Genomic DNA, 16,850 nt, shown 5'->3' with positions numbered 1-16,850 from the left:
CAGCGCGTGTTAGGGGTGTGAGGCACATCGACGGCGATCCGGCGGCTGAAGTGGCGGCGCTCTATGCGCGCACCTGGCCGCGGCTGATCGGCGTACTGGTGTCTATCGGGGGATCGCGTGCCGACGCCGAAGAGGTCGCGCAGGACGCGTACGTGAAGCTGCTCGGCCGGTGGGACCGGATCCGCCGCTACGACGACCCCGAGGCGTGGGTGCGAGCGGTCGCGGTACGGACCCTGGTGAGCAGGTTGCGGCGTCAGCAGGTGGCTGCCCGTGCCTCCGCGAAGTTGCTGGGAAGGACCGGGGTGGTTCGTGAGCCGGATGGCGACGCGCTGGACGTGTCGGCCGCGCTGGCCAGGATCTCGCCCGCCCAACGAGCTGTGGTGGTGCTGCATCACGTGATGGATCTACCGATCGAACAGGTCGCCGACGAACTCGGCCTGCCGCCCGGGACGGTGAAGTCCCGGCTGGCCCGGGCCAGGCAGGCGCTGGCCCCGCTACTCGCCGTACAGGAGGAGGTGCCGCACCATGCCTGAGCTGGACGAACTGCTGACCGAGTACGTCGACGAGCGGACCCCCGAACACGCACCGTCGTTCGCGCAGGTGGAGCGCGCTGTCGTCCGGCAGCGGCGACGCCGGAGCCTCGCGACGGTGGCGGCGGTCTCACTGGTGGCCGGCGGAATCGCGGTGGCGACCTTCGACCAGCCACGTGCCGAGGAAGACCCCGCGACGCCGCCGGTGAGTGCGCCCGTGCTCGGTGTGCTCGACGACGGACCGCCGCCGGCGCGGTTCAAGTTCGGTACGACGGTGATGGTGCTGGCCGGGGAGGTCCCGATCATCAGCGTCGTCGCCGACCAGGACAGCACCGACAGCGTGGTCGTCGAGGTCGCTCGCGACACCGAGGCGACCTGCATCCCGCACACGATGGTGCGGATCCTTGCGCAGGACACCAAGACGGTCCGGATCGCTGCCTACCGGTACTCGGTGGCGCCGGATCAACCCGACGGTCAGCAATGTCCGAAACCTGGTGGAAAGGACGTGCGGATCCCGCTGGATCTGCGCTGGCAACTCGGGAACAGGAAGGTGCTGGCCGGCACGACTGGGAACCGGTCGGTCCTGAACTGACGACCTCGCCGGGGCGGACCGCGACCACCCCGGCGAGGAAGTCTGTCTACATCGCGCGCGCTGCCTTCATGGCCGGTGTCGCGTACGGCGTCCCGATCCGTTGACCGGCGAGCCACTGCGTCAGCCGGACCGCCTCGGCGTCGAGCGCCTGCCGGGTCCGGGCCGAGACCTTCTCCAGCAAGGACACCCGTACGACGCCGTCGCCGTCCTGCACCCAGCACCCGACCACCCGGCCGTCGGCCCACGCCGTCGTACCGGCGTTGCCGCGGATCTCGAAGATCTGCTCGCGATGCGGCCCGAGATAGAAGTCGCGGCCCTTCCAGCCCATCACGGTCGGATCCAGCACCGGCAGCAGCGCCACCCACGGACCCGGATCGCCGACCTCGTCGACATCATCAGGCAGCAGCCAGCCAGTGGCGCCACCATCCAGCGAGACCTCGACAGCATCGAGCGCCTGAAGCGCAGTTCGTACCGCGGACTTGGTGGAGCCGAGCCACCAGACGAGATCGTCCTCGGTCCCGGGGCCGAACGAGTGGAGCCACCGGCGGACGAGTTCGCGATAGCCGTCGGTCGCGGAAGGCGGTGGCGGTGCGGTCTCTCCGAGCCAGCGGTCCATCAGGGTCCACCGGTGGCGCGAGGTGAACCAGCGGCCGGTGTTCACGCCGCGGACGATCTCGCCGGACAGGCTCAGCAGCGTCAGAACGCCGGACGCGGTGAACGTCTGCCCTGCCGACAGCTCCACCTTCACATCCACCATCGGCACCGCGGCCCGCACGTCGGCGGTCGTGCAGCCGTCCGGAGTGGCGGCCAGTAAGGCGAGAAGCTGAGTCCGGGCCTCCTTCAGCCACCGTTCGCCGTCTGTGGTGATGCCGACTTTGACGACGCCTTTGGTGATCCGGGCGCGTTCGGCAGTGGCGACCCGGGCGGAGGCGCTGCTCCACACGAGCGGGAGCAGGTCGCGGGGGAACACGAAGAGCGTGCGCCGCATCGCCAGCTGCTTCACCAGGCTGCGGTCTTCGTACAGGGCGCGATCCAGGTCCGTGAGTTCGAAGCCGTCGACCCGGGCCCAGCAGGACAAGGAGACCGAGGCAGCCTCCGTCGCGTGGAGCGCGGTGATCGCCTCCGTCGCCGCTTCCGGCGTACCGACCCGGTATGGCGGCGCCAGCGCGTGTCTGACGGCGAGGCGGGCGCGGCGTTCGTCGTCGGTCACGTGGCGCATGGCAGCCATGCTTCCAGACGGGACCGACAGCTACCGGGTCGTCAGCGTGCGGCGCCAGATGTCGGTGATCACCTTCGGGCGCATGCCGACGCCGAGATAGAGGTGAACCGCAGGGGTTGGGTTCGAGCTGTCCACGTGCAGGATCGTTCCGGCTCGGCCGGCGGCTTGGTCGAGGGCGAAGGCGTCCTTGAGCAGGAAGGTGGCGAGACCGCGGCCGCGCGCCTCGGCGAGGACGGCCAGCCGGCCGACGTACCCGCAGTTCTCGGACGAGACGAAGTTGTCGTTGCACTCGCGCATCGCGATCGGCCGGCCGTCCAGTTCGAGCACGGTCACCTGCGACCAGTCGAAGGTGGGGCGCGCGTCCCGCGACGCCACCCACTCGTCGTACGGGCGGGGCACGGAGGTGGGCTGGTCGGCGAAGGCCTCCGCCAGCACGTCGTGGGCCGCGCGGCGGGTCGCGTCGTCGAGCGCCCCGCGCCGGACCGCGATCCCCGGCGGGACCGGCGGCGCCTCGACCTGACCCCGCGGCCTGATCTCCATCCGCTGAATGGTGGTGCCGAGTTCGAACCCTCGCTCAGCGGCCAAGCCCGCAAGCACCCTGTCGTCGCGCAGGACGGCCACCCCCACGGTGACCTCGTTCCCGCCGATGGCCTGGGCCTGCTCGTGAGCCCGCTCGGTCGCGGCGTCGAGCAGCCACCCCGCGACCGCCGGGTCGTCGGCGGTGACGTCGAGGTCGATCCGGCCCCCGAACCGGCTGGCCGTGCCGGTCCCGACCAGTTGGGTCCCGTCGAAGACCGCCCAGCTGTCCCGTTCCAGCTCGTGCGCGGGATCGCTCAGGAACCCGGTCACGTCCTCCAGACTGTGCTTGGGAAAACCCAACAGCTTCGAGGTATACGCACCCATCTGGGCCGTGATCGCCTCGACGTCGGTCAGCTGGATCGGGCGGACGGTGAGGTGGCCCGGCGGGGGCGCGGCGGTCATTCCCACAGCGTGGGGAAGGACCGCCGCGCTGTCCAACGGATTAGCAGGCCTTGACCCATTCGCCGCAGGTGTCGGCGGCGGTTCGGGACAGACTGGGCTTGATCGCGGTGACTGCAGCCTGGTCGGTCCAGGAGGCGAGCAGGACACCGACGGCATCCTCGACCGAGCGGGGGCTGCTCAGGTAGTTGTTGCTGATCATCGAGAACACCAGCTTGCGGCCGTCCTTGGTGGTCACGTAGCCAGACAGTGCGGTGACCCCGGTCAGCGAACCGGTCTTGCCGTGCAGGTTGTTCGCGGCCGGGGTGTTGGCCATCCGGCTGCGCAGGGTCCCGCCGACGAAGCGGTTCGGGTTGCCGGCGATCGGCAGCGCGTCGTACCACTGCTGGAACCACGGCTCGTGCTGGGCGGCGAGCAGGATGTCGGTGACGCTCTTGGCGGTCACGTTGACCTTGCGCGACAGGCCGGAGCCGTCGGACAACCGGATCTTGCTGGTGTCGACGCCGACGCTCTGCGCGTAGTCAGTCACTACGTCGAGGCCCGCCGACCAACTACCACTCGCGGCTGCCACTGCGCCCATGGCCTTCACCAGGGTCTCCGCGTGCATGTTGTTGGAGAGCTTGAGGAACGGCGTCATCAGTTCCCCGACCGTCATCGACTCGTCGCGTGCCAGCCGGCGAGCGGTCGCCGGGGTGGCCGACGTACGGAGGTGGCCGACGACCTTGATGCCCTGAGCGGTCAGGGCGCGGCGGAACACGTCGGCGGCGTACAGCTCCGGCTCCCAGACGGTGACCCATTCCTGGCCGACGGCGGCGCCGGCCGGGACCGAGCCGGTGACGCGGACGATGTTGGTGCCGTGGTCGCGCTCGATGGTGAGGGTGTTGGCGGAGCCCGCGGCACCCGTGGTGGCCGTGTTGACCAGCTTGATCACGTCGTTGGCCGGTACGAGGGTGAGGTTCACCGGCGCCCCGACCGTGGCACCGGGCCGGCTTTCGACGATCGCCGTACCGGAGTCGTAGTCGGTGTTCGGAGCGAGCGTGAGCGCGGAGATCTGGGCGCTGTAGTAGAACGGCTCGTCGTCCCAGGCCCAGCTGTCGCCGAGGCGGACCTTGTCGAAGTACGTGTCGTCGGCGATCAGGTCACCGTCGATCCGCCGGATGCCGGCCTTGGCGAGCTGCTGGGCGAGTCCGACGTAGTCCGACTCCAGTGAGGTCGGGTCGCCGAAACCCTTCAGATAGAGGTTTCCGCGCAGCTTCCCGGCCGTGACCTGTGCGGTCGCGAGGGCGTCGGTGTGGAAGCGGTAGTCCGCTCCGAGCGTGTGCATCGCGGCTGTCGAGGAGAACAGCTTGGTGTTCGACGCAGGCAGCAGCCGGCTGCCGCCGTCGTGGTCGTACAACGTCTCCCCGGTGGTCGCGTCCCGGACGACGAGACCGACCTGCGATCCGTCGTACCGCGGATCCTGCAGCAACGTGTCCAGTTGCTGCTGCAACGGCGTGGCCTGTACTGCGGCCGGGGCGGGCGCTCCCACGGACTGCGTGACCAACCCGGCGGTGGCCGCGACGGCGGCGGCGACGGCGACCAACCCACGCGACGACACTCTTGGTAAGAACTTCACGACGAACTCCTAGGCTTCAGGCGGAAACCAACTACCCGGGAGTCTCCACCGCCAAGCCGCAGCGGTCCAGCGGTTGGCCGAAGTACGACCCCTCGCGTTCCAGGTGAATCGATGGAAAAGTTGGTGGCACAGGTTCCGCCCCACCTGAGGAGTGCTTCGATGACCAGACGATTGCTTGCCGCCGTGACCGCGGCGATGACGCTACTGACCGTGCTCACGCCCGCCCAGGCCGCGGTACGGGAGGTGCAGAAGACGACCGCGGCGGTGTTCCCGGCCGACGTGATCGCGGAGGACTTCCCGGATCCGGATGTGTTCCAGAAGAACGGCACCTGGTACGCGTACTCGACCAACAGCGGTCGGGGGAACGTGCCGGTGGCCAGCGCGCCGGCAGCCAACGGGCCGTGGACGATCCGCGGCGACGCGATGCCGGCCGGCCCGTCCGCGGCCTGGGCCCAGCCCGGCCGCACCTGGGCGCCTGACGTCTACCCGAACCCGGACGGCAGTTTCACCCTCACCTACACCGCCTGGCACAAGGCGTCCGGCCGGCAGTGCATCGGCGTTGCCACCGCGAGTTCCGCGCTCGGCCCGTTCACGCCGGTCGGCACGCAGCCACTGATCTGCCCGCTGGACCTCGGCGGCGCGATCGACGCGAACACCTTCGTGGCGAACGACGGCACCCGGTACCTGGTCTGGAAGAACGACGGCAACGCGATCGGCAAGCCGTCCACGCTGTGGCTCACCCGTACTGCGAACAACGGCACGACTCTCGTCGGCGGCAACACCGCGATGCTCACGTCGAGTGGTGTGATCGAAGCGCCCGACCTGGTCCAGCGAGGCAGCCAGTACGTGCTGTTCTTCTCCGGGGGCGGCTACAACGACTGCAACTACCTCACCTCGTACGCGACCTCGCCCAGCCTCAGTGGCCCGTGGACGACCGCATACCGCCCACTGATGACCACGGCGACCTTCGACAACCACATCTGCGGTCCAGGTGGCGCGGACTTCAACAGCAGCGGCAAGGTGTTCGTGCACGGCTGGGTCAACGGCTCCCGGCACCTGTACGTCGCAGACGTCGGCTGGGCGAACGACTACCCCGTGGTCCGGGGCAGCCGGGTCCGGACCGAGGCCGAGCGTGGCACGCTGAACCATTGCGTGGTCCGCACCGGCGCAGCAGGTGCGTCCGGGGGAGCCGTCGCCGCCTACATCGACTACGCGGACTCGTGGGTCGAGGTCTCCTTCCTGGCCCCGACCGCCGGTGGCTACACGCTGTGGGTGGGCTACGCGAACGGGATGGGCTCGACCTCGAGCCACGGCGTGGTTGTCAACGGCAACAGTCAGGGAGTGGTCAACTATCCGGTCACCGGCTGGGACAACTGGCAGCAGACCGCAGTACAGATCACGCTCACTGCGGGCTGGAACACGGTCCGCCTGACCAAGGGCAATCTGTACGCCGAAGTGGACTACCTCGAGCTGCAGTGAGCGTCACCCCAGTAGGCTCGGTCCGGAACCACACTGCTCACGGGGAGTCCGGACCGCCTGATGGCAAAACCACCAGAACAGCTCCCCGGTGACCGGCCGCGCCGCCGGTCGCCGGGCTGGCTCGATCTGCGTCGCACCACGCGTGGTCTGCAGGCGATGTTCTACGGCGCGCTCGCCTCGCTGATCTCGTTGGTGATCACGTTCTGGACGCTGCCGCAGATCAGCAGCAACGGGCGGCTCCCGATCCTGCGGCTGGTGGTGCTGCTGGCGGTGATCGGGCTGGTGATGCGCTGGATCCTGGCCGGTGTCGCGATCCTGATCGGCTCGGTCGGTGTCCTGATCGGCGGCCTGCTGTCCCAGTTCTGGGTGGTCTACCTCGGTGTCACGATCGATCCGGGCGTGCAACTGCACGGCGGGGTCGAGGCGCCGGTGCTGGTGTCGATCGTGATGTCCTCGGTCAGCGCGTTCGTCGGCTGGCTCGCGTACGCCGGCAGTGACGACGCCTATGTGTCCGAGGTGATGCGGGTCGTCCGTCGCCGGGCCCGACGTCTGCAGCCCGCGCCGAAGACGGGGATGCTGATCATCCAGCTCGACGGGTTGTCCGCCCCACTGCTCAACTGGATGGTGATGTCGGGCAACCTGCCGCATCTGGGCGGCTGGATCCGGGACGGCAGCCATTCGATGGTCGGCTGGCATACCGGCGTACCGGCGACCACTCCTGCCAGCCAGGCCGGCATCTTGCACGGTGGGTCGGGGCAGATCCCGGCGTTCCGCTGGTACGAGAAGGAAACCAGCCGGGTGATGGTGACCAACCGGGCCCGCGACGCGGCCGAGATCGAGGCCCGGATGTCGACCGGCCGCGGCCTGCTCGCCGACGGCGGGGCGAGTATCAGCAACAACTGGTCCGGCGACGCCGAGCACTCGGTGCTGGTGTTCAGCCGGGCCGCCCTGCCGAACGGCCGCAGCCGTGGGTACGTCCGCTTCTTCTCCAGCCCGCAGGGTGCCGCCCGCGGCCTGGTGCTGTGCGTGGGCGAGATGATCAAGGAGCTGCATCAGGCGCGCAGGCAGCGCCGGCGGAACCTGATCCCGCGGGTCAAGCGCGGCGGCTCGTACATCTTCCTGCGAGCCATCTCGAACGTCTTGCTGCGCGACCTGAACGTCTCACTCATCACCGACGAGCTGGTCAAGGGCACGCCGGTGATCTACTGCGACTTCGTCGACTACGACGAGGTCGCGCACCACGCCGGCCCGACCCGGCCGGAGTCCCTGCAGACCCTCGAAGGTCTCGACCGGGTGCTCGGGGCGCTCAGGCGGATCATCGACACGCTGCCGCACTCGTACGAGGTCGTCGTGCTGTCCGACCACGGCCAGAGCCAGGGATCGACCTTCCTGCAGCGGTACGGGCGGACGCTGACCCAGGTCGTCGACGACCTGGTCGACACGACCAAGGAACCGGTGGCGGCGACCGGCAAGTCCGAAGGTTGGGGACCGGTCAACGCCTTCCTGACCGAGCTGAGTCTGCGGCGCAGTGTGGCCGGCAGTGTCACCCGCAAGGCGCTGCACGGCAAGGCGTCCCGCGGTGAGGTCGAGCTGGGCCCGAAGGACTGCGAGCCGGCGGTTGCTCCCGACGAGCAGATGGTCGTCACCGCGTCCGGCAACCTGGCCCTCATCTACTTGGCGACCACGCCGGGCCGGGTGCCGCTGGAGGAGATCGAGCTGCTTCACCCCAGGCTCATCCCCGGCCTGGCGACACACCCCGGGATCGGATTCGTTGTCGTCGACTCGCTGGCCGAGGGACCGGTGGCGGTCGGGCGGGCCGGAGTACACGTCCTCCGGTCGGGCCGGATCGAGGGGATCGACCCGCTCACGGCGTACGGCGAACACGCGGCCGCCTCGATGCTGCGGCAGGCCGAGATGCCGCACAACGGGGACATCGTGGTGATCAGCCGGGTCGACGAGTACACCCAGGAGGTGGCTGCGTTCGAGGAACTCGTCGGCTGCCACGGCGGCATCGGCGGCTGGCAGACCGAGGCGATGCTGGTCCACCCGCGCCGGTTCGTCGTCGACGAGCCACCGGTCGGCTCCGACGCCGTGCACCACCTGCTGATCAGCTGGCTCGAACAACTCGGCCATCGCCGCTTCGAGGCCGCCGAGGAACTGGCCCCGACCGATGCGACCGTGGAGGCCTGAGAGTGCGGATCACCTGGTGGGGGCACGCCACCACCACCATCGAGGACAACGGCACCCGGCTGCTGACGGACCCGGTGCTGACCTCGCGGATCGCCCATCTCCGCCGCCGCCGCGGCCCGTCTCCGCTGCCGGAGGCCGGAGACTGCGACGCCGTACTGATCTCCCATCTGCACGCCGATCACCTGCATCTCACCTCGCTGCCGCTGGTCTCGTCCGATGCCGCCCTGGTCGTGCCGCGGGGTGCGGCGAAGCTGATCCAGCAGGACTGCGGGAAGGACGTCGCCGACCGCTGCATTGAAGTTGCCGCGGGCAACCAAGTGCGGATCGGCCGGCTGGACATCACTGCCGTGACGGCCGCGCACGACGGCCGTCGATTGCCCTGGTCGGCCCACGAGGGACCTGCGCTCGGCTACCGGGTCGAGGGCAGTCCGAGCGTGTGGTTCGCGGGCGACACCGACCTGTACGACGACCTGGCGGCCGAAGCGGGCCCGGTGGACCTGGCGCTCGTGCCGGTCGGCGGCTGGGGGCCCTCACTCGGCCCTGGGCATCTGGACCCGGTGCGAGCGGCCGAGGCAGTACGCCGGGTGGGCGCGCGCATCGCCGTACCGGTGCATTTCGGGACGTTCTGGCCGATCGGGTGCGACTGGCTCAAGCCGGACCTGTTCCTGCCGCCGGGTTCGCGGTTCGAGGCAGCGATGACGGCACTGGATCCGGAGGTGCGGGTGGAGTTGCTGGCGCCGGGGGAGTCGACCGAGGTGGTTCATCGATGACGGGCGACGATTTCGGCTGGCTGTACCTGGTCGCGCTCGCCGGGGCGGTCCTGATCGGCGCGGTCCTGCCGGTGCTGCCGACCGGCGCGGCTGTCTCCGCGGGCGCGGTACTGGCTTCGCACAGCAACCCGATCGGGTTGATCGGCGTACTGATCGCGGGTGCGGGCGGCGCGTACGCCGGCGACCTGATCGTGTACGCCGGGTGCCGTGCGGGTGGCGAGAGACTCGCCAAGAGGATCGGCTGGTTGCGCGACAACGCGTCGCTCGACGCGCTGCGAGAACGGCTCGCCGAGCACGAGATCAGCGTGTTGCTGACGTCACGGCTGATCCCGGGCGGTCGGGTGCCGGTGCTGCTGGCGGCCGGGCTCGCCGGGTATCGCTGGCATCGGTTCGCGGTGGTCGACCTGGCGGCGTCGTCGCTGTGGTCCGCTGTTTACATGGCGATCGGACTGCTGGGCTACGCGCTCTTCGACAAGCCGTGGCAGGGCGTGGTGGCGGCGATCGTGCTGGTGCTGCTGACCACGGTGGTCAGCAGTTTGGTCCAGCGGCTCCGGCGGAAGTCCGCGGCGAGGCGGCCCACCGGAGAGCCGGCGACCGACGCCGAATGATCAGACGCCGAACGACGCGGTCCTGATGCGTTCGACTGTGGCGGGGTCACCGGTGAGTTCGACCTGGGCGACCGCTTGGCGGCCGAAGCAGAAGAGGACGAGTTCGGCGGGTTCACCCGTGACGGTGACCGAGCCCTCGTCGGTCGGCTTCTTCGCGACCGACTCGGTGCCGTCCGGCCGGCGCAGTACGAGACCGCTCGGAGCCTTGCGGGTCATGCTCTTGGCGGCCAGCCGAACGGCCTTCCACAGACCTTCCTGTTGTCCGGCCGGGAGGTCGCGGACGGTGTGGTCGGCGACGGCACGGCGGACGTCCTCGTGGTGGACGAAGTACTCGGTGGTGTTCAGGTTGTGGCCCAGGCCGGGGATCGAGTAGATCGTGAACGCCGGCGGTCCGGTGCGGACCTTGTCGACGATCTCGCTGAACGAGTACTTCGCCTTCGCGCGCGCCATCCGCCGTTCGGTGGTGTCGGAGAGCGCCGGAATCATGATCCCGGGGCCGGCCAGCGGATCGGCCTCCCGGACGTACAGGTGGACCGCGAGGTCATAGGTGGTCCAGCCCTCGCAGAGCGTCGGCTGATCGGGCCCGACCGCGTCGAAGAGGTCACACAGTGCAAGTCGCTCTACCCGGCTGTAGTCGGTCACAACTCGATCGTAGTTGTCGTCGACGAATGGCAGAATGAAAATCCCTTCGCTCGAAATGTATTGTCATTCGTTGTCAGTCCTGTGGCTGGCTACGCCCCTGACAGTGCCGTCGTAAGGATGTTCGCGTGCCGTTGCCGAAAGTTCCCAGCAAGGGGAGTGTGACCCGGCGCGGGTTCGCGGTCCTGCGGGTCGCGATCTGGGAGGAGCCGTGGGTCTTCGCCTTCTCGGTCCTGGCCAGCGCGCTGTACGGCGCGATGACGGTCGCCGACGGCTGGGCGCTCGGCTGGTCCACCGACCACGTGATCCGGCCGGCCCTGGAGCGCGGTGACACCACCTTCGGCGCGGTCGCGTCGCTGATCTCGCTGTTCCTCGGCATCGCGGTGCTGCGCGCGATCGGCGTGGTCGGCCGGCGGGTCGGGGCCGGCGTCATGCAGTACCGGCTGCAGGCGACGTACCGGCAGCGCGTCACCAGGCAGTACCTGAAGCTGCCGCTGGAGTGGCACCACAAGCACCCGACCGGCGAGTTGCTGTCGAACGCGAACGCCGACGTCGAGTCGACCTGGTATCCGATCGCTCCGCTGCCGATGGCCGTCGGCGTGATCGCGATGCTCGCCTTCGCCACGGTCGCCATGTTCGCCGCCGATCCCTGGCTCGCGCTGGTCGGCTGCCTGGTGTTCCCGATGGTCTTCGTGGCGAACGTGATCTTCCAGCGCACGCTGCAGCCGCTCGCCACCCGCGCCCAGGAGCTTCGCGCTGCCGTCTCCGAGGTCGCGCACGAATCGTTCGACGGCGCCCTCGTGGTGAAGACGCTGGGCCGGGAGGCGGCCGAGACCGAGCGGTTCAAGACGCCGACCTTCGCCCTGCAGGACGCGAACATCGCGGTCAACCGGGCGCGCGGCGCGTTCGACCCGGTGATCGAGGGGCTGCCGCGCATCGGCGTACTGCTCGTCCTCCTGGTCGGGGTCGGCCGGGTCAGGTCCGGCGCGGCCGACGCGGGTGACGTGGTCCAGGTGGCCTTCTTGTTCACGCTGATCGGGTTCCCGATCCGGGCGCTGGGCTGGGTGCTCGGTGAGCTGCCGCGGTCCGTGGTCGGCTGGGACCGGGTGCAGCGGGTGCTCACCGCCGAGGGTGGGATGGAGTACGGCGACGCGAAGTTGACGTCGTCGGCGGCCGCTCGGCTGGACGTGTCGGGGGTTCGCTTCGGGTACCTGCCGGATCGCGATGTGCTGGCCGGGGTGGAGTTCAGCGTCGAGCCCGGCCGGACGGTCGCCGTGGTCGGGCCGACCGGGTCCGGCAAGTCGACGATGACGACGTTGCTGACCCGGCTGGTCGATCCTGAAGAAGGCTCGATCGAGGTCGACGGGGTGGACCTGCGGACGCTGGCCCCCGGCGAGCTGGCCGGGTCGGTCGCGCTGGTCGCCCAGACCGCGTTCCTCTTCGACGACACGATTCGCGGCAACCTCACGCTCGGCGGCGACTACGCCGACGAGGAGGTCTGGGACGCGCTGCGGGTCGCCCAGGGCGACGGCTTCGTGAAGTCACTGCCGCACGGGCTGGACACGAAGGTCGGAGAGCGCGGTACGACGTTGTCCGGCGGCCAGCGGCAGCGGATCGCCCTGGCCCGGGCGCTGGTACGCCGACCGCGGCTGCTGATCCTCGACGACGCGACCTCGGCCGTCGATCCACAGGTGGAGGCCAGGATCCTGGCCGGCCTACGGACCGCCGTACAGGGGTCCGAAGCGGCGACGACGGTGCTGGTGATCGCTTATCGCAAGGCGACGATCTCGCTGGCCGACGAGGTGCTGTTCCTCGACGAGGGCCGGATCGCCGAGCACGGCTCGCACCTGGAGTTGCAGGAGCGGTCGGCGGCGTACCGGGAGCTGGTGGACGCGTACGAGAAGGATGCGGCGCGCCGTGAGGAAGAGGCCGAACTGGCCGCTGAACTGAACGATCTGGACTCGGAAGGAGCATCCGCGTGAGCGCCGCAGAGGCCACCCGGCTCGACCATGGCGACGAGGCCGGCGGCCTGGAGACGTTGCGCCAGGGACTGCGGGTGTCGCCCGAGCTGGCCCGTGGCTGGTGGATCACCGGGCTGCTCGCGCTGACGATGACGGCCGGGCGGATCGTCGTACCGATCGCCGTCCAGCAGACGATCGACAAGGGGTTGTCGGGGCCGGGCGGTCCGGACATGTCGTTCGTGGCGTGGATGTGCGTGGTCTGCTTCGGCGGCGTGCTGATCACCGCGGTCGCGTCGTACTTCACCACTGTGCGGCTCGCGACGAACTCCGAGCGTGGACTCGCGACGATGCGGATCAAGGCGTTCCGGCACGTCCATGACCTGCCGGTGCTGACGCAGAGCACCGAGCGCCGGGGCGCGCTGGTCAGCCGGGTGACCTCCGACGTGGACACCGTGTCGCAGTTCCTGCAGTTCGGCGGGTTCATCTTCTTGGTGAGCCTCGGGCAGATGCTGCTGGCGACGGTCGTGATGTTCGTCTACTCGTGGCAGCTCGCGCTCGTCGTGCTGGTCTGCTTCATCCCGCTGTTCGCGTCGCTGCGGTTCCTGCAGGCCCGGATGTCCGCGGCGTACGGCGTGGTCCGGGCGAAGGTCGGCGAGATGCTGTCCGCGATCGCCGAGCCGGTGGTCGGGGCGCAGGTGGTGCGCGCCTACGCGATCGAGCGGCGGACGCAGCAGCGCATCGACGCCTCGATCGAGGAGTTCCGGCGGACCTCGACGCGGGCGCAGGCGATCACCGGGATCACGTTCTCCATCGGTGGTCTCGCGGCCGGGCTCGCGAACGCGGGCGTGCTGACGGCCGGGGTGCTGCTCGGGGTCGACGGGCATGCGACGCTCGGCGAGATCCTGGCTTTCATGTTCCTGGTCGCGCTGTTCTCCGACCCGGTCCAGATCGCGACGCAGGTGCTGACCGACGCGCAGAGCGCTTTCGCCGGCTGGCGTCGCGTGCTCGGTGTCATCGCGACGCCGGCTGATGTGGTGGACCCGGGAGCGGACGGTGTCACGCAGGACCGCGGACCGATCACCATCGAGTTCGACGGTGTCGATTTCGCTTATCCAGAAGGGGAACTGGTACTGCGGGATGTCTCGGTGCGGCTCGAACCGCATCGGCGGGTGGCTGTCGTGGGGGAGACCGGCTCGGGGAAGACTACCTTCGCCAAGTTGCTCACGCGGCTGATGGATCCGACCTCGGGTGCCGTTCTGCTCGACGGCGTGGACGCGCGCGAGATCGCGTTCTCGTCCCTGCGCGAGCGGGTCGTGATGGTGCCGCAGGACGGGTATCTCTTCGACTCGTCACTGGCCGACAACGTCCGGTTCGGGCGACCGGAGGTGACGGACGCCCAACTGCTCGCGGCCTTCGAGTCGCTCGGGCTGACGGACTGGCTGGAGTCGCTGCCGGACGGGCTGGATTCGCCGGTGGGTCAGCGGGGTGAGTCGTTGTCCGCGGGCGAGCGGCAACTGGTGGCGCTCGTGCGGGCGAACATCGCGGATCCGGACCTGCTGGTGCTCGACGAAGCGACCTCCGCGGTGGACCCGGGCACCGAAGTACGGGTGAACGCGGCCCTCGAGCGGCTGATGGCCGGCCGGACCTCGGTGATCATCGCGCACCGTCTCTCCACCGCCGAGGCGGCGGACGAGATCCTCGTCTTCGACGACGGCCGGGTGGTGGAGCGAGGCCCGCACGTCGAGCTCGTCACCGCCGGCGGCGTGTACAGCCAGCTCCACGACAGCTGGATCGCGCAGCGCTCGGCCGGCTGAACGAGCAGGACCCCGCCCCGCGCACCCTGTCAGAACTGCGCGGAGCGGGGCCGTCTTCAATCGCTCAGGAGGGCTGGGGCACCAGCAGGAACTCGACCCCGCCCTTGTCGTCCACCGCCGCGTCGAGGATCTTGTCGTCCAGGGCGCCGGCGGCGTTCTGCTCCAGGAACACCCGCGCACCGCTGTTCTCGACCACCTGATCTCCAGGCTGCGGCGCGTCGGTGGTTGTCACAGCCAGCGAGGGCTCGGCCGGATTCTCCTGCGAGATCCGGACTCCGGCACCGTCCGGAGCGCCTTCCACCCCCGTGATGCTCTTGATCACCAAGGTGGCGTTCTCAGTCAGGGTAAGCACAACAACTCCTAGCCTCGTTTTCACTGAGTCAGCCCCGTGCCCTTTCCTCGAACCCGCAAACATCGCCGCCGCGGAAACCCGGGTGCGGCAGGAGCCGGGGGTGGTGTGGGATGGGGGCATGACGATCTGGTTGGGGACGCCGTCGGTGGACGGGCTCGCGGGGGCTGCGGCGACGCTCGCGCAGTGGCAGGCGGAGGCGGCGCCGGTGCAGTTGCACCCGGGGGATCTCGGCTGGTTCTGGCGCTTCGGTGCGGAGCGGACCGCGGCGGCCACCCGGGTGTGGGAGCGCGACGGGGAGACCGTCGCGATCGGGTTGCTGGACGAGCCCGATCTGCTCCGGCTGGCGATCGCGCCGGAGGCGCTGGAGGACGACGAACTGGCTCAGCAACTCGTCGAGGACCTGGTCGACCCGGCCCGCGGCGTACTGATCGAGGGCCGGGTGTACGTGGAGTCGCCGACCGGTGCCCGGGTGAAGGATCTGCTGGCCAAGGACGGCTGGGGCGTCGAGGAGCCATGGACACCGTTGCGGCGCGATCTGGCGGCGCCGGTCGAGGACAGCGGTCTGGCGGTGGAGGTGGTCGGGCCGGAGAACGCGCCGGTCCGTACGGCGGTGCAGCGCGCCTCGTTCGACGGGTCGACGTTCACCGACGAGCGCTGGCACGCGATGGCGGCCGGAGCGCCGTACGCCGCTGCGCGCTGCCTCGTCGGCAGGGATGCCCAGGGCGAGCCGGTTGCGGCCGTCACGGTCTGGTCGGCCGGTCCGGGCCGGCCCGGACTGCTGGAGCCGATGGGCGTCCACCGGGACCACCGCGGCAACGGCTACGGCCAGGCCATCACCCTCGCCGCAGCCGCCATGCTCCGCGAACTCGGCGCCTCGAGCGCGGTCGTCTGCACCCCCAGCTTCAACGTCGGCGCGGTGGCCACCTACCGCGCCGCGGGCTTCGAGGCCCTCCCCGAAACCCGCGACCAGGTCCGCGACAGCTGACTAGCCGGCGGCCTCGTCGGCGTCCCGCAGGACCCGGAGGATGTTGCCGCCGGCAAGTTTCACCAGGTCTTCGTCGCTCCAGCCGCGGTCGGCGAGGGCGTAGAACAGGGTCGGGTACGACGCGACGTCGGGCAGGCCGGTCGGGAATTCGGGGCAGCCGTCGTAGTCGCCGCCGAGACCGATGTGGTCCACGCCGGCCACCTCGCGGACGTGTTCGACATGCGCCACCACGTCCTCCAGGGTGGCCTGCGGCCTCGGCTTGTCGAACGCCTCGGCCAGTTTGCGCTGGTCGGCCGGGCGGAGCGGGTCGAGGTCCGTCGAGCCGGTCGCCTGCTTCGCCTCGGCGACCCAGTCGACGAAGGGCTGCGAGACGAAGTACGGGACGAAGGTGACCATGCAGACGCCTTCGTTCGCGGCGAGGGTCTGCAGGACGTCGTCGGGCACGTTCCGCGGTACGTCGCAGACCGCGCGGGCCGACGAGTGGCTGAAGATCACCGGCGCGCTGGTCACCCGGAGCGCGTCGCGCATGGTGTCCGCGGAGACGTGCGAGAGGTCGACGAGCATGCCGATCCGGTTCATCTCACGGACGACGTCCTCGCCGAAGTCGTTCAGCCCGCCCAGCACCGGCTCGTCCGTGGCCGAGTCGGCCCACGGCACGTTGTTGTTGTGGGTGAGCGTCATGTACCGCACGCCCAGCGCGCGCATCACCCGCAGTACGGGCAGTGAGCTGTCGATCGAGTGGCCGCCCTCCATCCCCATCAGGGAGGCGACCTTGCGGTCCTTGAACGCCGCCTCGACCTCGTCGGCGGTGTCGGCCAGCGCGAGCGCGTCGGGGAAGCGGGCGACCATCTTCTGGACGAAGTCGATCTGCTCCAGCGTCCGCTTCACGGCGTGGTCGTCGTCGGGCACCCACAACGACCAGAACTGCCCGCCGACCTGGCCGACCCGCAGCCGGGGGAGATCGGTGTGCAACGCCGGTACGCCGACGCTCAGGTCGTGCGCGTCCAGGTCGTACTCGCACAGTTCGTAGAAGGCGATCGGCAGATCGTTGTGGCCGTCGATCAGCGGATTGTCCTGCAACAGACCCTGCACCCGGGCAACACTCGTCGTCATCCGGC

General features: G+C 69.7%; 15 protein-coding genes. 9 read left to right on the top strand and 6 right to left on the bottom strand.

The features are described from left to right. Window positions 1-17 precede the first annotated feature (17 nt). Window positions 18-533 carry an RNA polymerase sigma factor gene (locus tag EV138_RS01500; protein WP_166678462.1) on the top strand — a complete coding sequence of 172 codons (516 nt, stop codon included), beginning with the start codon at window positions 18-20 and terminating at the stop codon, window positions 531-533. Then, window positions 526-1,122, top strand: a complete 597-nt coding sequence (locus EV138_RS01495) for a hypothetical protein (RefSeq protein WP_133976671.1) — start codon at window positions 526-528, stop codon at window positions 1,120-1,122. Before EV138_RS01500 ends, EV138_RS01495 begins: the two co-directional genes overlap by 8 nt. 46 nt (window positions 1,123-1,168) lie before the next feature. On the opposite strand, the gene EV138_RS01490 is transcribed toward EV138_RS01495, so the two are convergent. The 3 genes from EV138_RS01490 to dacB are packed head-to-tail and all read right to left on the bottom strand — an operon-like array spanning window position 1,169 to window position 4,934. Continuing rightward, window positions 1,169-2,341, bottom strand: a complete 1,173-nt coding sequence (locus EV138_RS01490; RefSeq protein ID WP_133976670.1) for a winged helix DNA-binding domain-containing protein — start codon at window positions 2,339-2,341, stop codon at window positions 1,169-1,171. A 30-nt stretch (window positions 2,342-2,371) separates the two neighbouring features. Then, window positions 2,372-3,322 carry a GNAT family N-acetyltransferase gene (locus EV138_RS01485; RefSeq protein WP_133976669.1) on the bottom strand — a complete coding sequence of 317 codons (951 nt, stop codon included), beginning with the start codon at window positions 3,320-3,322 and terminating at the stop codon, window positions 2,372-2,374. A gap of 40 nt (window positions 3,323-3,362) precedes the next feature. Next, entirely contained in the window at window positions 3,363-4,934 is a 1,572-nt protein-coding gene (dacB, locus tag EV138_RS01480) for a D-alanyl-D-alanine carboxypeptidase/D-alanyl-D-alanine endopeptidase (RefSeq protein ID WP_133976668.1), read from the bottom strand. Between the two features lie 159 nt (window positions 4,935-5,093). On the opposite strand from dacB, the gene EV138_RS01475 reads away from it, so the two are divergent. From EV138_RS01475 to EV138_RS01460, 4 genes are read left to right on the top strand one after another with little or no spacing between them, the layout of a single operon-like run. Then, window positions 5,094-6,413 (top strand): family 43 glycosylhydrolase, encoded by a 1,320-nt coding sequence (locus EV138_RS01475; RefSeq protein ID WP_133976667.1) that lies wholly within the window; start codon window positions 5,094-5,096, stop codon window positions 6,411-6,413. A 60-nt stretch (window positions 6,414-6,473) separates the two neighbouring features. Beyond that, window positions 6,474-8,603 (top strand): alkaline phosphatase family protein, encoded by a 2,130-nt coding sequence (locus tag EV138_RS01470; protein WP_133976666.1) that lies wholly within the window; start codon window positions 6,474-6,476, stop codon window positions 8,601-8,603. Between the two features lie 2 nt (window positions 8,604-8,605). Continuing rightward, the gene (locus EV138_RS01465; protein ID WP_202866590.1) at window positions 8,606-9,373 is read left to right on the top strand and encodes an MBL fold metallo-hydrolase; all 768 of its coding nucleotides are present in this window, start codon (window positions 8,606-8,608) and stop codon (window positions 9,371-9,373) included. Continuing rightward, on the top strand, window positions 9,370-9,981 hold the full coding sequence (locus EV138_RS01460) for a DedA family protein (RefSeq protein ID WP_133976664.1): 612 nt from the start codon (window positions 9,370-9,372) through the stop codon (window positions 9,979-9,981). Before EV138_RS01465 ends, EV138_RS01460 begins: the two co-directional genes overlap by 4 nt. Here EV138_RS01460 and EV138_RS01455 read toward each other — a convergent pair whose 3' ends face one another. Next, a complete protein-coding gene (locus tag EV138_RS01455; protein WP_133976663.1) occupies window positions 9,982-10,623 on the bottom strand; it encodes a TIGR03085 family metal-binding protein in 642 nt (213 codons plus the stop codon). Window positions 10,624-10,748: 125 nt separating this feature from the next. Here EV138_RS01455 and EV138_RS01450 point away from each other — a divergent pair, with 125 nt between their 5' ends. Together EV138_RS01450 and EV138_RS01445 are read left to right on the top strand one after the other, a co-directional pair. Beyond that, window positions 10,749-12,602, top strand: coding sequence for an ABC transporter ATP-binding protein (locus tag EV138_RS01450; RefSeq protein ID WP_133976662.1), 1,854 nt, complete (start codon window positions 10,749-10,751; stop codon window positions 12,600-12,602). Continuing rightward, window positions 12,599-14,395 (top strand): ABC transporter ATP-binding protein, encoded by a 1,797-nt coding sequence (locus EV138_RS01445; RefSeq protein ID WP_133976661.1) that lies wholly within the window; start codon window positions 12,599-12,601, stop codon window positions 14,393-14,395. Before EV138_RS01450 ends, EV138_RS01445 begins: the two co-directional genes overlap by 4 nt. A gap of 64 nt (window positions 14,396-14,459) precedes the next feature. Here the strand turns inward: EV138_RS01445 and EV138_RS01440 are convergent, their stop codons facing one another. After that, a complete protein-coding gene (locus tag EV138_RS01440) occupies window positions 14,460-14,747 on the bottom strand; it encodes a Fe-S cluster assembly protein HesB (protein WP_133976660.1) in 288 nt (95 codons plus the stop codon). Between the two features lie 118 nt (window positions 14,748-14,865). Here EV138_RS01440 and EV138_RS01435 point away from each other — a divergent pair, with 118 nt between their 5' ends. Continuing rightward, the gene (locus tag EV138_RS01435; RefSeq protein WP_133976659.1) at window positions 14,866-15,732 is read left to right on the top strand and encodes a GNAT family N-acetyltransferase; all 867 of its coding nucleotides are present in this window, start codon (window positions 14,866-14,868) and stop codon (window positions 15,730-15,732) included. Here the strand turns inward: EV138_RS01435 and EV138_RS01430 are convergent, their stop codons facing one another. After that, on the bottom strand, window positions 15,733-16,845 hold the full coding sequence (locus EV138_RS01430; RefSeq protein ID WP_133976658.1) for a dipeptidase: 1,113 nt from the start codon (window positions 16,843-16,845) through the stop codon (window positions 15,733-15,735). Window positions 16,846-16,850 lie beyond the last annotated feature (5 nt).

The sequence above is a fragment of the Kribbella voronezhensis genome (assembly GCF_004365175.1).
Classification (GTDB): domain Bacteria; phylum Actinomycetota; class Actinomycetes; order Propionibacteriales; family Kribbellaceae; genus Kribbella; species Kribbella voronezhensis.
This window is presented reverse-complemented; position numbering and strand designations above follow the sequence as displayed.

What these genes read in the sequence shown, in the direction of transcription:
- EV138_RS01495 (WP_133976671.1), top strand. Translation starts at nt 526, where the DNA reads ATGCCTGAGCTGGACGAACTGCTGACCGAGTACGTCGACGAGCGGACC.
- EV138_RS01490 (WP_133976670.1), bottom strand. Translation starts at nt 2,341, where the DNA reads ATGCGCCACGTGACCGACGACGAACGCCGCGCCCGCCTCGCCGTCAGA.
- EV138_RS01485 (WP_133976669.1), bottom strand. Translation starts at nt 3,322, where the DNA reads ATGACCGCCGCGCCCCCGCCGGGCCACCTCACCGTCCGCCCGATCCAG.
- EV138_RS01475 (WP_133976667.1), top strand. Translation starts at nt 5,094, where the DNA reads ATGACCAGACGATTGCTTGCCGCCGTGACCGCGGCGATGACGCTACTG.
- EV138_RS01470 (WP_133976666.1), top strand. Translation starts at nt 6,474, where the DNA reads ATGGCAAAACCACCAGAACAGCTCCCCGGTGACCGGCCGCGCCGCCGG.
- EV138_RS01460 (WP_133976664.1), top strand. Translation starts at nt 9,370, where the DNA reads ATGACGGGCGACGATTTCGGCTGGCTGTACCTGGTCGCGCTCGCCGGG.
- EV138_RS01435 (WP_133976659.1), top strand. Translation starts at nt 14,866, where the DNA reads ATGACGATCTGGTTGGGGACGCCGTCGGTGGACGGGCTCGCGGGGGCT.
- EV138_RS01430 (WP_133976658.1), bottom strand. Translation starts at nt 16,845, where the DNA reads ATGACGACGAGTGTTGCCCGGGTGCAGGGTCTGTTGCAGGACAATCCG.